12 protein-coding genes are annotated in these 14,366 nt (G+C 75.1%); 10 read left to right on the top strand and 2 right to left on the bottom strand.

The window, feature by feature from the left end:
• The first annotated feature begins 252 nt into the window (after nt 1-252).
• The 4 genes from ACFY3L_RS38565 (at nt 253) to ACFY3L_RS38550 (ending at nt 3,399) form a co-directional block, all read left to right on the top strand.
• Nucleotides 253-783: a flavoprotein gene (locus tag ACFY3L_RS38565; protein WP_389336056.1), complete on the top strand. Its 531-nt coding sequence runs from the start codon at nt 253-255 to the stop codon at nt 781-783.
• A complete protein-coding gene (locus ACFY3L_RS38560) occupies nt 780-1,397 on the top strand; it encodes an adenylate kinase family protein (RefSeq protein WP_389336053.1) in 618 nt (205 codons plus the stop codon). Before ACFY3L_RS38565 ends, ACFY3L_RS38560 begins: the two co-directional genes overlap by 4 nt.
• Nucleotides 1,391-2,170, top strand: a complete 780-nt coding sequence (locus ACFY3L_RS38555; protein WP_389336050.1) for an alpha/beta fold hydrolase — start codon at nt 1,391-1,393, stop codon at nt 2,168-2,170. Before ACFY3L_RS38560 ends, ACFY3L_RS38555 begins: the two co-directional genes overlap by 7 nt.
• Before the next feature lie 77 nt (nt 2,171-2,247).
• Nucleotides 2,248-3,399 (top strand): serine hydrolase domain-containing protein, encoded by a 1,152-nt coding sequence (locus tag ACFY3L_RS38550; protein WP_389336047.1) that lies wholly within the window; start codon nt 2,248-2,250, stop codon nt 3,397-3,399.
• A 70-nt stretch (nt 3,400-3,469) separates the two neighbouring features.
• Here the strand turns inward: ACFY3L_RS38550 and ACFY3L_RS38545 are convergent, their stop codons facing one another.
• Nucleotides 3,470-4,135, bottom strand: coding sequence for a class I SAM-dependent methyltransferase (locus ACFY3L_RS38545; protein ID WP_389336044.1), 666 nt, complete (start codon nt 4,133-4,135; stop codon nt 3,470-3,472).
• 133 nt (nt 4,136-4,268) lie between these two features.
• Here ACFY3L_RS38545 and ACFY3L_RS38540 point away from each other — a divergent pair, with 133 nt between their 5' ends.
• From ACFY3L_RS38540 to ACFY3L_RS38530, 3 genes are all read left to right on the top strand, one after another.
• Nucleotides 4,269-5,168, top strand: coding sequence for an ADP-ribosylglycohydrolase family protein (locus tag ACFY3L_RS38540; protein ID WP_389336042.1), 900 nt, complete (start codon nt 4,269-4,271; stop codon nt 5,166-5,168).
• Between the two features lie 119 nt (nt 5,169-5,287).
• Nucleotides 5,288-5,743 (top strand): SigE family RNA polymerase sigma factor, encoded by a 456-nt coding sequence (locus ACFY3L_RS38535; RefSeq protein WP_389336520.1) that lies wholly within the window; start codon nt 5,288-5,290, stop codon nt 5,741-5,743.
• Nucleotides 5,743-6,783 carry a hypothetical protein gene (locus tag ACFY3L_RS38530; protein WP_389336039.1) on the top strand — a complete coding sequence of 347 codons (1,041 nt, stop codon included), beginning with the start codon at nt 5,743-5,745 and terminating at the stop codon, nt 6,781-6,783. The genes ACFY3L_RS38535 and ACFY3L_RS38530 overlap by 1 nt, the downstream gene beginning before the upstream one ends.
• Before the next feature lie 7 nt (nt 6,784-6,790).
• On the opposite strand, the gene ACFY3L_RS38525 is transcribed toward ACFY3L_RS38530, so the two are convergent.
• Nucleotides 6,791-7,087 (bottom strand): hypothetical protein, encoded by a 297-nt coding sequence (locus ACFY3L_RS38525; RefSeq protein WP_389336036.1) that lies wholly within the window; start codon nt 7,085-7,087, stop codon nt 6,791-6,793.
• A 122-nt stretch (nt 7,088-7,209) separates the two neighbouring features.
• Here ACFY3L_RS38525 and ACFY3L_RS38520 point away from each other — a divergent pair, with 122 nt between their 5' ends.
• The 3 genes from ACFY3L_RS38520 to ACFY3L_RS38510 are packed head-to-tail and all read left to right on the top strand — an operon-like array spanning nt 7,210 to nt 14,056.
• A complete protein-coding gene (locus ACFY3L_RS38520; protein ID WP_389336033.1) occupies nt 7,210-8,724 on the top strand; it encodes a hypothetical protein in 1,515 nt (504 codons plus the stop codon).
• Nucleotides 8,721-9,650, top strand: coding sequence for a hypothetical protein (locus ACFY3L_RS38515; RefSeq protein WP_389336030.1), 930 nt, complete (start codon nt 8,721-8,723; stop codon nt 9,648-9,650). Before ACFY3L_RS38520 ends, ACFY3L_RS38515 begins: the two co-directional genes overlap by 4 nt.
• Nucleotides 9,651-9,676: 26 nt before the next feature.
• Nucleotides 9,677-14,056 carry a hypothetical protein gene (locus ACFY3L_RS38510; protein WP_389336027.1) on the top strand — a complete coding sequence of 1,460 codons (4,380 nt, stop codon included), beginning with the start codon at nt 9,677-9,679 and terminating at the stop codon, nt 14,054-14,056.
• Nucleotides 14,057-14,366: the final 310 nt, after the last annotated feature.

Genomic DNA, 14,366 nt, shown 5'->3' with positions numbered 1-14,366 from the left:
CCCCACAAGCGGACCGGACGCCGAATGGTACGCCACCACGGAAGGTGCTCAGGACGTGACTGAGTACGAACGCCGATGCCCCGGCCGCCCCGGCGACGAGGATCGCGAGCATGGGGAGGGCGTACGAGGCGAGTGTGCGTCGCGGGCATCGGCGCGAGCAGGCCGCTGATCGGGCACGTGCCGCACGACCTCGGGACGCCGTCGCCGGTCACGGCCTGCGCCTGCGAGTGCCCTGGAGGTTAGGGTTGGCGGATGCCGGTGCTGTACGTCGTAGCCTGCGGCGGGCGCCCAGCCGCCGACCTGCCCGACTTCGTCGCCTCCGCCCAGCGCGACGGCTGGACCGTCTGCGTGGTCGCGACCCCCGACGGCCTCAAGTTCATCGACGCCGACACCCTCCGGGAGCTGACCGGGTTTCCGGTGCGCTCGCAGTACAAGGACCCGGACGAGCCCGACGTCCTGCCGCCCGCCGACGCGTTCGTGGTCGCACCGGCCACCTTCAACACGGTCAACAAGCTCGCCGCCGGGATCAGCGACACCCTCGCCCTCGGCCTGCTCAACGAGGGTATCGGCCTGGGCCGCCCCGTCATCGCCGTCCCGACCCCCAACGCCGGCCTGTCCAGGCACCCCGCGTTCCTGGCGAGCGTGCGAACGTTGCGCGAATGGGGCGTCACGGTCCTGTTCGACCCGGCCGCCGTCCCACCCCTGGACAGCGACCCGACGACCCCGGTGCCCCCGTTCCCGTGGCCGGCCGCCACCGCCGCGCTGCGGGCCCTGCCCCGGTGAACATCGTCGTCTTCGGACCTCCGGACCCGGGCCGCGAGGACGTCGTGGAGCGCATCGGTGCGCGGCTCGGCACACCGGCGGTGACCGTGGCGAGCGTCTTCCAGGCTGAGGTCGGCCGGCAGACCCCGGCCGGGGCCGTCATCCTGCGGTTCGCGAACGCCGAGGAGATGGTGCCGCCCGCGGTGCTGCTGCCGATCGTGCTGGCGCACCTGGACCCGGCGGGCTTCGTCCTGCTCGGCGTCGCGACCTCGTGGGTGCCGGCGGAGTTCGACGCCGCGCTCGCCGGGCGGGGTGCCCGGGTCGACCGGGTGGTCGACCTGGTGCTGCCCGACGCCGAGATCGCGCGCCGCTGCTGCGGGCGGCGGACGTGCCGCGGCTGCGGCCGGATCTGGCACGTCGAGCTCGACCCGCCGGCCGAGCCGGACCGCTGTGACCGGTGCGGCGGCGACCTGTTCCAGCGCGATGACGACACCCCCGAGGCCCTGATGGCGCGCCTGCGCTCCTACCGGTCCGGCGTCGCGCCGGTGCTGGAGCACTACCGGGCGCTGGGGGTCCTGCGGCCGGTCGACGCGACCATGACCCAGGAGCGGATCGTCGAGGCGGCGCTGTGCTGACCCGCGACGGGTGTCGACTGTGGACGGAGGCCGGCGGGGACGGGCCTCCGCTGGTGTTCTGCCACGGCGGGCCCGGGCTGTGGGACATGGCCGGCGGCCTCGCCGCGACGTTCGGCGGCCACTACCGGACCGTCCGCTGGGACCAGCGCGGTTGCGGCAGGTCGGAGCGGCGCGGCCCGTACACCCTGGACCGCAGCCTCCAGGATCTCGACGACGTCATCGAGGAGCACGCCGGCGGCAGGGCCACGCTGCTCGGGCACTCGTGGGGTGCGCACCTCGCCCTCGAATACGCGCTGCGGCACCCGGATCGCGTCCTGCGGCTGGTGTACGTGGCGGGCACCGGCATCGACGACGAGGACACGTGGAAGCCGGCCTTCCGCCGCAACCTCGGCGGCGTGGCGGGCGGCTGGGACCGCGCGTCGGTGGTGCGGCTGTGGACCGCCGAGTTCCCCGACCGGGAGCGGGCCGCGGAGCACGCCGAGGCGATGGCGACGCCGTGGTTCGACATCAACCGCGAGTGCAGCGTCACCATCAACGCCGAGATCGCGCGGCGGCTGCGGGAGACGGACCTGGCCGGGCGGTGCCGGGAGCTGCGCGTGCCGGTGCTGGTCGTCGACGGCAGCGAGGACCTGCGGCCGCGGTCCGCGGTCGACTCCCTGGTGGCGGCGCTGCCCGACGTCCGCAGGGTGGTGCTGCGCGGGGCGAGCCACCTGCCGTGGGTGGAGGACCCCGACGGCTTCTCGGGGGCGGTTCTCGGGGACCCGCGGAGGTAAATCCCGGATGCCCGTGCGGCGGCTCCAGCGATTGGGTGGGAGGGACAGATTTCCACCTATCGTTGGAGGTGACCGCTATGCGCGCACTCGGTGCCGCCCTCGTCGCGGCGGCGCTCGTCGCCGGGGCGGCCGCGCCCGCTCAGGCACACGACACGCACGGGGAGCGGTGCACGCCGGTGGCCGCCGGCACGCCGCTGGGGGAGGCCATTGCGGGGCTGCCGGACGCGGAGGCGTCCGGGGCGCTCCTGCTGCTGCACGACGCCGGCGGCTGCCGGCAGGGCACCGCCGGGGTCGCGGACGTGCGCACCGGACGGACGGTGCCGGTCGACGGCAGGTTCCGGATCGGCAGCATGACGAAGACGTTCACGGCCGTCGTCACGCTGCAGCTGGTCGCCGAGGGGCGGCTCGACCTGGACGAGACCGTGCAGCACTACCTGCCGGACCTCCTGCCCGCGGGCACCGCACCGGTGACGGTGCGGCAGGTCCTCACGTACACCAGCGGCATCAACCACGTCGAGGTCCCCAACAAACAGGCGGCGTGGTTCCTGGAGCACCGCTACGACCGGTGGGCGAAGGGCAGCCAGATCGACACCGCGAAGCCCCTGGCGTTCACGCCCGGCACGAAGCAGCGGTACGGCAACGTCGACTACATCGTCGCCGGGCTGCTCATCGAGAAGGTCACCGGCCGCACCTGGGAGTCGCAGATCCAGCGCCGGATCGTCGAGCCGCTCGGCCTGCGCGGCACCACCGCGCCCGGCCGCGACGTCGAGATCCGTGGCTCGCACGCCCACGGCTACGAGGCGACCGCCGCCGGCTGGGTCGACGTGACCCGCGCCGACACGTCGCTGCAGTGGTCCGCCGCGTCGATCGTCTCGACCGCGCCGGACCTGGACAGGTTCATGGTGGCCCTGTTCAGCGGCCGGCTCGTGCCGGAGCCGCAGCTGTCGGAGATGTTCACCGTGCCCGCGGGGATCACGCTGTACGACGGGAACGACGACCCCTCGGACGACAGGGACGCGGTGTACAGCGCGGGCCTGACGAGGCTGCCCGTGGGCCCGCTGACGCTGTGGGGCAAGAGCGGCGACCGCCCCGGCTACAACAACGGTATGGCCGCGACCCGGGACCTGTCCTCCCGCCTGGTCTTCTCCGTCAACACCCTGCACATGGGCGGCAGCGACCAGCCGATCCGCTCCCAGCGCATCATCGCCGCCGCGCTCCTCGGGCTGTAGCACCACGTGCGACCTGGTCTCCGCGAAGATGATCTCTGCGGAGACCAAGTCGCCGCGGTCGTCCGGACGCTCAAGCCTCTGGCGGGTCGCTGACGGGCACGGCGGAGAAGAACTGGCGGCCGCCGCGCAGGTGCCGCTCGAAGCGCAGCCCGGCGGCGACGAGGGCGGCGCGCATGTCGGCGTTGCTGAGGCGGCGGGCCGAGTTGCGCTGCTCCCAGGTGGTGCGGCCGAGACGGTAGGTGCTGCGACTGTTCAGGACCGTGCCGTCGAAGGACTCGATCTCGAACGTGATCTCCATTCGCTTGAGCCGGCCGCTGAACATCACCGCCGTGTCGAACCACGACGGCGGCAGCCAGCGCAGCACGACCAGGCCGTCGGGGGTGACGTGCCGGCGGCACGCGGCGAGCAGCTCGTCGCGCAGCGTGACGTCGACGGCGTTGGTGCGGGCGCTCGCCGCCAGCACCACCGGGAAGCGCTCGCCGAGGTCCAGGCCGCCGAGGTCCGCCTGCACGGTGCGGGCGTCCCGGACCTGAGCCAGCATGGCGGCCGAGTCGTCGACGACCACCACCGGATGGCCCAGGCCGGCGAGGGGATCCGCGAAGCGGCCGCCCGAGTGGCTGAGGTCGAGGATCGCCGCACCCGGGGGCACCTTGGAGTGGAGAAAGACCGGATCGCCGCCGTCGGGCAGCACCTCGTAGAGACCGACGGGGCGTCCGTCGGCCGTGACCTCGGACATCAGGCAACAATGCCATGCACAGACGCTCGTCGTGCGCCGCTTGCGGCGCATGGGGGGCCGCAGGGTGGGAACCCTCCGCGCGGGACCCGCCGCTTGCGGTGGGGCAGCTGGTGACAGCATCATTGCCCGCGACATGACCTCACTCGACCTCTGTTACGAAAGCCTCGACGGGTTGTCCGTCGGCGACGCGGTCGGCGCCCAGTTCTTCGTGCCGGGCACCACGCTGTCCCACATCACCGAGGCCAACGAGCCGCCCGGCGCCCGGCCGTGGACCGACGACACGGAGATGGCCTGCTCGATCGTCGACGAGCTCGCCGTGCACGGGCGCATCGACCGGGACAGGCTCGCGTCGGCGTTCTCCCGCCGGTACGAGCCGTACCGCGGCTACGGTGGCGGTGCCGTCGTCGTCCTGCACCAGATCCGCGACGGCGTGCCGTGGCGGGACGCGGCCCGGGACGCGTTCGACGGCCTCGGCTCGATGGGCAACGGCGCCGCGATGCGGGTCGCGCCGCTCGGGGCGTTCCACGCCGGGGACTCGCGCAGCGCCGCGCTCGACGCGATGCGCAGCGCCGAGGTCACCCACGCGCACAGCGAAGGCATCCTCGGCGCGGTCGCCGTCGCCGTCGCGGCCGCCGAGGCGGGCTGGGGACGGCTGGTCGACGCGCCGCTGGAGCCCGCCGAGCTGTTCGACGCCGTCCTCGCGTACCAGGTGGACAGCAAGGTCAAGAGCGGCCTGGAGCGCGCCCGTCGGCTCCTCGACGAGGGCGCGGGCGTGGCGGAGGCCGCGTACGTCCTGGGCAACGGCTCGCAGGTGCTCGCCCAGGACACGGTGCCGTTCGCGCTGTGGGCCGCCGCGACCCACCTCGCCGACTACCGCGCGGCGATCCTGGCGTGCGTGGAGGCCGGCGGCGACGTCGACACGACGGCCGCGATCACCGGTGGTGTCGTCGCCGCGGCGGTCGGCCGCGACGGCATCCCGCAGGACTGGCTCACCCATCGCGAGCAGCTGCCGGGCTGGGTCGCGGCACCCTGAGAGCCGCGATGCAAACTTTCCGGCACCGCCGGCGTCAATGGCGGTGAAGGAGGTGCCACGTCGTAGAGACACCCGAGGAGGCCGAGTTCTCGGCCTTCGTCGAGCAACGCGCGCACGCGCTGCTCAAGACGGCGTACGTGCTGACCGGCGACCGGCACGCCGCCGAGGACCTCGTGCAGAACGCCCTCGCGAAGGCGTTCGCCCGGTGGCGGCGCATCGACGAGCCTGAGCCGTACCTCCGGCGGATGATCTACAACGAGTTCGCGTCGGGCTGGCGCAGCCGGCGCCGGCAGGCGGAGGTGACGGTCGCGGAGCCGCCGGACCGCGCCGGCACCCGGCACCTCGACTCCGACACCGCGCTGCGGCTGCTGCTGCGCGACGCGTTGCGGGCGCTGCCGCCCCGGCAGCGGGCGGTGCTGATCCTGCGGTACTTCGAGGACATGAGCGTCGAGGAGACCGCGGCGATCCTGTCCTGCCGCGCGGGCACGGTCGCCAGCCAGGCGTCCCGCGGCCTGGCGAAACTGCGCGAGCTCGTGCCGCAGCTCGACTGGGTGGAGATGGAAGGGCGGCACTGATGCGCTTCGAGCGGCTGCTCCACGAGACGATCGACGAGATGGCCGGCGAGGTCCATGCCCCCGGGCCCGGCCTCGCCGCCCGCAGCATGGCCAAGGGCCGGCGCATCCGCCGGACCCGCCGCCTGGCCGCCGGCGCGGCCGCTGTGGTGGCCGCCGTGGCCGTCGCCGTGCCGTGGCTGGTCCTGCCGCACCGCAACGGCGCGGCACCCGCGGTGCCGGCCGCGTCGACGTCGCCGGCGGCGACCCCCACAACGTGGGGGTCGGGCCTGCCCGGCGGATGGGTCGTGACCAAGATGGGCGACCGCGTGCTCGACCGGGCGACCGGCGAGTACGTCACCATGTCCGGGGTGGTGTGGCCGGCGCCGGCCGGCAAACGGGTCCTCACGGTCGTCGCCCCCGAGAAGATCCGGATCAGCGACGTCCGCGGCACGAACCCGGTCACCGTCGACACCGCCGGCTTCGTCGGCGACTACAGCTGGAACGCGGCCGGTGACCGCCTCGTCGGCGCGATCAACGTGAAGGAACGGGGCGTCGGGTTCGCCGTCATCGACGCCCAGACCGGTGAGGTGCGCCGGCACTGGATCGACCACGACCGGTTCGACTGCAGCCAGTGTTCCTTCGCCTGGACGCGGGACGGCGGCAGCGTCGTGCTGCCCATCGCCGACCGCTCCGGCGGCGAGGCGGAGGCGGAGGAACGGGTCGCCCGGCTCCAGTACTTCGACGCCACGACCGGCGAGGCCAGAAGCACTGCGCAGGTCACGGCGATGCCGTCCGGCGCGTTCTCCTGGTCGCCGGGCGGCCGCTACGTCGTGGCCGGCCCCCCGGGGTTCGCGACACCTTCGGGCTGGCGGTGCTTCGACACCACCACCGGGCAGAGCGTGCCCTTCCCGGCGAGCGCCGTGTGGGTGACCGCCGACGTGCTGCTCGCCGTCCAGGACGGCAAGGTGCTCGTGGTGACCCCCGACGGCGCCGTCACCGCCACGCTCGACGTGCCCGGCGCCGGCCCGAACGACGCGATCAGCCTCGGGCCACCCGGATGAGGAACCGCTAGCGCGGGACTCGGAGGGGCCGTTCGACGGCGTCCTGGGCCGCCAGCAGCGCCATCAGCGCGCGGTACTCCGCCGGGTCCAGGTCGCCGATCAGCAGCCGGTCGAAGGCCTTCGCCTCCCGGCGGGCCAGGACGGTGCCGGCCGGGCGGGGCGGGGGGAGCGGGCCGAAGCGGGCGGCGAGCCACCTGGCCGCCCGCGGCTCGTACGCGCCCTCGAGACGGTGGTGCCGGATCGTCCACGCGTGGAGGGCGATCAGTACCGCGTACGCCACGGCGACGAACAGCAGGACGAGCACAACCAGCAGGGTATCCCCCCGACGTGCGGGGGCGGTGGATTGGCCGCCGCCCGAATCCGCCGATAGTGTTGCGGACCGCGGCAAAACAGCGGCAGCAGTGCACAGGGAAGGAGCAGGACCGCGTGGTGCAGGAGTGGCAGCCGGACCTCTTCGACAGCGGCCCGGTCACCAGCTCCGACCAGCCCGAGGTCCGTTCACCGGCCGCCGACGCGTCGATGCGGGCCCGCTGGCGGGCGCTGATCCTCACCGACCCGGTCGCCCGGCTCGTCCGCAACGCCGCCCACGCCACCGTCCACCAGGCCTACGACCTGCGCCAGCTCGCCCTCGCCGCCGTCGACATCGCGGTCGCGTCGATGGGGTTCGCCAGGCAGATCACGCTCGCCGAGCTGATCGAGTCGACCGCCGAGCTCGCCGCCGTCATGCACCCCGGGGGCGCGGCCGGCGACCACCAGGACGCCGCCCGCTGGGTCGTGAAAGGCCTGCTCAACGACGCCGACAACCAGGGCGCGTTCGTCTACTCGTTCGTCGACGCGCACGCGTCCCCGCCGCGCCGCGAGGAGTACGCGTTCAAGCTCCTGCAACTGCAGGACGGCCCCGACGGCGCGGTCGTGCTCGCGTCCCACCAGGCGGTCATGCTGTACCTCAACGGCCTCGACCTGGACGTCGACGACGCCGAGGCCGCGTTCTCCGTCGTGCTGCAGCGCCAGCTGCGGGACCGGCGCTTCGAGGCCGCCGCCCGCACCGCCACGCAGGCCGAGCGCGTGTCGGTGGCCATGTCCGCGTCCCTCGCCGACGTGCTCGACGCGACCCGCCGGGACGTGCGCGCGTTCGACTGGATCACCGACGTGCCGCACCGCCTCGCGCGGGCCCGCGAGCACGTCGAGGCCCGCATCGCCGCCGACGCGGAGGTCCTCAACCACGTCGCGGCGGGCATCGACACCGAGACCGACAGCGCCGTGCGGCAGGCGTCCGGCGACCTGGTGGAGACCCTGCGCCGCATCCGCCGGGTGCACCTGGACCTCGCGGAGCGGGTCGCCGGCGCCCGGGGCGTGTTCCTGCAGGCCCAGCTCAGCCAGGTCTTCGCCCGCCGGGTCCACCTGCGGCTGCTCAACATCGAGCCGGAGCTGTTCCACCCGGTGCTCGACGCGCCGGCTGAGCAGGCCCGGGTCGTGGCCGAGACGTTCGCGGACCGGGTGCTCGGGCTGCGCGTACCGCGGCTGCTGCACCTCGACGGGCTCGTCGACATGCTGCTCGCCCCGCCCCGCGCGGCCGAACCGGCCGACCAGGAGCCCGAGACGCCCGGCGACGTCCAGGGCGTCGACCTGCAGGCCTACCCGCCCGCGGTCGTCGCCGAGGCCACCCGCATCCTGCGCCGCGCCTCGGACCGGCCGGTCGCGCTGTCGGCGCTGCTGGGCGAGGCCACCGAGGTCGCCGGCGGCGGCGACGACCTGCGGGAGCTGGTGCTGCTGACCGCGCTGTGGTCCTACGCGCCCGACGTCGGGGACCCCGACGCCAAGTCCGACCTCACGGCCCTCACCGAGGCGCTGTCCGCGGAGCGCTCCGGCGACCGCCTCGACCACCCCCTCGCCTGGGGCGACGACCTGCTGGTGCGGTACGAAGGAGGCCTGGACTCGTGACGGTCCCGATCGAGGACGTGTGGTCGGCGGCCGAGCTCGTCGCGTTCGGCCTGCGCACCGGCGCCCGGCCGACCGACGGCAACACCTACGGGCAGCTGCTGGAGCGGTACCGCACCAACACGGCCTTCCGTGACGCCGTCGACACCGTCGCCGGAGGGCTCGGCCTTGTCGTGCTCGGCGCGCCCGCCCGCACCGGACTGGTCCTGAGCACCCAGCCGGGCAGCGTGTTCGCGCTGCGCATGGCCGACCTGCGTGGCGGCAGCATGAGCGCCGACGACAAGCTCATCGCCGGCCTCGTCGTGCTGGGCATCGCCGCGTACGCGTTCCCGCACGACGTCGACCTCGACACCACCGACGTGAAGATCGTGGAGGTCGCGGCGCTGGACCGGTTCGTCCGCGACGCCGCTGACCGGGTCCTCGCCCTGCCCGGCGACCCCGACACCGTCGACGGGCAGGCCCGCAGGGCGGCCGAGGTGTACCGGCGGACCGCCGCGTTCAAGCCGAAGGACCGGCTGCCGGGGCCGGCGCGGGGGTGCACGCAGTTCGCGGTCCTCGAGGTCCTGGGCTGGCTCGTCGAGCGGGGCGCCGCGCGGCAGGTGCCGCAGATGGGGGCGACGTCGTTCCAGCTGACGGACCGCTTCCGGCTGCTGGTCGCGGACGTGGCCGGCGGCGAGGCCCTGGAGGCGCTCCGCTCGGTGCGCCGCGCCGCGACCACCGCCGCCACCGCGACCACCGCCGCCACCGCCGCCACCGCGACCACCGCCGGCGCCGCGACCACCGCCGGCATCGCGACCGGTCCCGGCGCGGCGACCGCCGATCGGGCTTCCGGCGCGGACACCGTTTCGGGCGCGGGCACCGTTTCGGACGTGACCACCGCTTCGGGCGCGACCACCGCCTCCGGCGGGTCCACTGTGGAGGGTGTGTGATGGCGGCGCCGGCGAGACTGTGGCAGATGCGGCGGGTGTACCTCGACCGGGTGGGCTCACCGGCGGCGCGCTTCCGCGACGTGTGGCTCGACCTGACCGGCAAGGACGGCACACCGCTCGACACGATCCTGTGGATGCGCAACGGCGGCGGCAAGTCGACGCTGATCGCCCTCATCTGCGCCCTGATCCGGCCCGACCGGCGGGACTTCCTCGCCACCGCCACGACCGGCCGGCACCTGGAGGACTGCATCCTCGGCGCGGACACCGGCCACGTCGTCGTCGAGTGGACCGACCCGACCGGGCGGCGCCTCGTCACCGGCGCCGTCTACGAGTGGACCGACCGCGTCCAGCCAGCCGACCCCAACGCCGGGCACGACCGGCTGAAGCAGACCTGGTACGCCTTCACCCCGGTCGTCGAGATCGAGAGCCTGCCGTTCGCGACCGCGGACTTCAAGGAGTTCGTGCGGGCGGTGGAGGCGCTGCCCGCCGCCGCGGAGCCCGTCGTCACCACCAAGCAGGACCGGTGGGCGCAGGCGCTGCACGACCGTGGCCTCGACCCGGGCCTGTTCACCGCCATCCTGCGGATCAACGCCTCCGAGGGCGGCATCGAGCACCACTTCAAGTTCAAGACGTCCGACGACTTCGTGCAGTACCTGCTGAGCCTCGTCACCGAGCCCACCTCGGCGACGAAGGTCGCCACCATCCTGCGCGGCACCCGCGAACGGCTCGCCCGCCAGCCGCGCCTGCGCGCCGAGGTCGCGTTCTGCGACGAGGCCGTCGACCTCCTCGACGTGCTCGACCGCTCCCGGGCCGCCGTCACCACCGCCACCACCGAGGCCGCCGCCACCCGGCAGGCGGCGGTGCGCCTCGCCGCGTCGTTCACCGGCGCCGCCGCGCTCGCCGCTGCCGCCGCCGGCGAGCACGAGGCCGCGGCCGGCGCCGCCGCGCTCGCGGCCACCGACGCGGAGACCCGGGCGGCGGCCCTCGACGTGCTGCTGCGCGAGGAGCAGTGGCAGGCCGCGTCCCGCCGGCACACCGACGCCCTCGCCGCCGTGGACGCCGCCGCCGCCACCGTCCTCGCCCGGCGCCGCGTGCACCGCGCCTGGCAGCTCGTGCCGCTCATCGTCGACCGCGACCAGCTCAACTCCCGTCTCACCACCGCCCGGGGCCGGCAGCTGGCGGCGGAGGCCGGCGCCGCCCCGCTGCGGCAGGCCAGGTCGGAGGCCGCCGCGGTGTACCTGTCGGCCCTGCGCGACGCGTGCGCGGAGCTCGACGACACCGTCGCCACGCTCACCGCCCAGGCCGCCGAGGCCGCCGAGCAGCAGGCGAAGTCCCGCGGCCTCGCCGACGGTCTCCGCGCCGACCTGGGCGGGCTCACCGGACGGCAGCGCGCGATCGAGCAGTACCTCGCCGCCTTCGACCACGACGTGCACACCGCCGCCACCGCCGGCCACCTCACCGCGACCTCCGCCGTGGCTCCGGGTGACGCCACCGACGAAGCTGCCCCGGGTGACGCCACGGACGGACCAGCGGGAGCGGGGACGGCCGAGCGGCTGGCCCGGGCCCTCGACGCCGCTCGCAGCGACGACGAGGAGGCGGCGCGGCGGCTGGTGGAGGAGCTGCCGGCCGAGGCGGAGCGGCTCGACGCGGACCGGGCCGCGCACGAGCGGGAACGCGCCTCGGTGCACGCCGCCGTCACCGAGCTGACCCGGCAGCTGGCCACCCTCGACAGCGTCCGCACGCCGCTGCTCGCCGAGATCGACGCCCTGGCCACCGATCCGCGGCTGACGGCGCTCACCGAACGCGACACCGTCGACCCCGTCGGCGAGCACCGGCTCCTCGTCGACCAGCTGTCGGAGGCGATCGTCGGCGCCGACCGGCAGCGCATCCAGCTCGCCGTCGCCGACGCCGAGGACGACCGGGCCGTGCAGGCGCTCGCCTCGCCGCGCGGGCTGCTGCCCGCCGCGCTCGACCTGGCCCGCGCCGCCGACGTCCTCGCCGCCGAGCGCATCCCCGCCAGCACCGGCTGGCACCACCTCGCCGACCGGGTCCCGCAGGACCGCTGGGCCGCGCTCGTCGACCGGGTCCCGCACCTCGTCGGCGGCCTCCTCCTGCACGACGAGGCCGACCTCGCCCGTGCCCGCGAGGCCCTGCACGCCGCCCGGCTCTTCCCCACCAGCGCCGTCCAGGTCTCCACGACGGCCCACCTCGACGCCGCCGTGGCCGAGCCGGTGCCGGGGTTCGTCCTGGAGCCGGCGCCCGCCATGTACGACCGGACCGCGGCCGCACGGGAGGCGGACCGCCGGGCGGAGAGCCGGCGGGACCGGGGCGAGCGGGTCCAGGAGCTGCTCGACGCCCGCGACCAGGACCTGCGGCTCAAGGACCAGCTGCGGCAGCTCGCCGACCGGTGCCCGCCCGGGCACCGCGAGCACCTCGACGCCGAGCACCGGCGGGTCGGCGACCTGCTGCACGCCGCCCGGGACCGGGCGGTCCAGCTCGACGACGCCCGCGGGGAGCTCGACGCGCGGGCCGGCCGGCTGCGCGAGACCCAGCAGCGGCTGGCCGAGCGGCGGCGGGTCCTCGCCACCCGCCTCGGCGTGCTGCAGGACCTGGCCCGCCGCGCGCCCGAGGCCGACCGCCAGCGCACCGAGCTGCGCGGCCTGCCCGCCGCCCGGACCGATCTGGAGGGGCAGCTGGAGCGGGCGGAGGAGCAGGAGCGCGGCTTCTCCGTCGTCGCCGCCCGCTGCACCTCGGACGCCGAACAGCACCGGGTCACCGCCAGGGGGCACCGCGCCAGGATGGACGAGCTGCGCCGCGTCGCCGAAGGCATGGCCGGCACGGGCGCGGCGGTGAGCCTCGCGGCGGCGATGAGCGCGTACCAGGCGGCCGACGAGGCGTACACGCGCCGCTCGTCCGGCGACGCCCTCGAGGCCACGATCAGCGAGATCGGCCGGCGGCTCGACGCGCTCGACCGGCAGGCGCGGCAGTTCAGCGCCGAGGAGCACGAGACCGCCGCCCGGCTCGCCGCCACGCCCGAGGCCGCCGACCCGGCGCTCGTCGCCCGCGACACCGAGCTCGCGGAGCAGGAGCACTTCGCGGCCCGGGCGGCCGCGACCCGGGCGGAGGCCGAGCGTGACGCCGCCCGCCGGGACCTCGCGGAACGCGGCGCGAGCCGCCCGGCGCCGGAGGAGCTGTCGCCGGCCGTACCGGTGCCGCACAACCTGCGGGAGCACCTTGACGCCGCCGGTGAGACCGTGCGGGTGGCCCGCGAACGGCAGGCGGCGGCCCTGCGGGCGGCCGAGGCGCAGCACCGCCGCGCCGCCGACTTCCAAGGGCTCGCCGGCGACCTGGAGGCCGACCTCGGCGAGCACGAACCCGTTGCCGCGCAACCGTTCGACGGCGACGTCGACGCGGCGCGGGAGACGGGCCGCGCCGCGCGGCGGGCGCTGCAGGCGGCCGAGAAGGCGGTCGTCGCCGCCCGCAACCAGCTCGCCGCCGAGGCGCACCGCGTCGACCGCTGGGCCGGCGAGGAGCGCTTCGCCGCCGTCACCGCCGAGGTGCGGGACCGGTTCCGCGGCGAGCGCACCGCCGACCTGCCGCCGGAGCTGGCGGGGGAGCTGCGCACGTACCGGCACGCGCTCGCCGGTGAGCTCGAGGCCGTCGACAAGGACAAGCACCTCGTGGTGACCGCGCTGTGCGCCGAGGTCCGCGAGGGCCTCAAGACGCTGCAGCGCGCCCAGCACCACGCGCAGCTGCCGCCCGGCCTCGCCGACCACCTGCGCAACCGCCGCTTCCTCGACGTCGGCCCGCGTTCCACGGTGGACACCACCGACGCGACGCTGCGCAGCCGGGTCGAGCGGCTCGTGGAGCGGCTCGTCGCCCGCCAGGAGACCATCCCCGACGGGCTGACCCTGGTGTGGGAGGCGACCACCGCGGTCGTCGGCCGGGGCAACTTCACCGCCCGCGTGCTGAAGCCGTCGACCGAGCTCGGCGAGGACCGCCAGCCGGTCGAGCTGATGAGCAAGTGGTCCGGCGGGGAGAAGGTCACGATCAGCCTGCTGCTGTTCTGCATGCTCGCCCGCCTGCGCGCCGCCAACCGCGGCGGCGACGTGCCCGGCCTCGGCGTGCTGCCCATGGACAACCCGCTCGGCACCGCGAACTACGTCGCGTTCCTGGACCTGCAGCGCCGCGTCGCCGCCGCGAACGGCATCCAGCTCGTGTTCCTGTCAGGCCTCGGCGACATGCGCGCCGTCGGCCGCTTCCCCAACGTGGTCCGGATGCGCAACACCCACCACCGCGGCCGCAACTACGCCCAGGTGCAGGAGCGCGAGCTGAACGAAGACCAGGTCCTCGAGAGCATCACCACGGCCCGGCTCACGTTCCCGCACCAGGAGACCCTGCTGTAGCGGGACGACGTGCAATCCCATCGACAGAAGTTGTGGACATCGAGCAGAAGTCTTCCAGCGTGACGTGCACATCGAGGATCGCTGATCGCGATCCCCCGGTGCCCAGGTCGCCCTTCGGCGAGCGCGCGAGAGTTCTCAGCGACCCGGGCGCCGACGTCCGCTACCGCAACATCTGGATCGAACCGGGCTGACAAGCCGGCGGGGGGGGGGGGGGGGCCCGGGGCGGGGGGCGGCCCCGGGGGGCGCCCCGGGGGGGGGCCCCGCGACTCTCAGGTGTGAGGTAGGGTGCGCACCCGCCGGGCGGTGGAGA

The organism is Dactylosporangium sp. NPDC000521, assembly GCF_042898305.1.
In the GTDB taxonomy this organism is placed as follows: domain Bacteria; phylum Actinomycetota; class Actinomycetes; order Mycobacteriales; family Micromonosporaceae; genus Dactylosporangium.
This window is presented reverse-complemented; position numbering and strand designations above follow the sequence as displayed.

Bases quoted from the DNA above. Each gene is read 5' to 3' on its own strand.
- ACFY3L_RS38530 (WP_389336039.1), top strand. From the start codon at position 5,743: ATGCGCTTCGAGCGGCTGCTCCACGAGACGATCGACGAGATGGCCGGC.
- ACFY3L_RS38550 (WP_389336047.1), top strand. From the start codon at position 2,248: ATGCGCGCACTCGGTGCCGCCCTCGTCGCGGCGGCGCTCGTCGCCGGG.
- ACFY3L_RS38545 (WP_389336044.1), bottom strand. From the start codon at position 4,135: ATGTCCGAGGTCACGGCCGACGGACGCCCCGTCGGTCTCTACGAGGTG.
- ACFY3L_RS38565 (WP_389336056.1), top strand. From the start codon at position 253: ATGCCGGTGCTGTACGTCGTAGCCTGCGGCGGGCGCCCAGCCGCCGAC.
- ACFY3L_RS38510 (WP_389336027.1), top strand. From the start codon at position 9,677: ATGCGGCGGGTGTACCTCGACCGGGTGGGCTCACCGGCGGCGCGCTTC.
- ACFY3L_RS38540 (WP_389336042.1), top strand. From the start codon at position 4,269: ATGACCTCACTCGACCTCTGTTACGAAAGCCTCGACGGGTTGTCCGTC.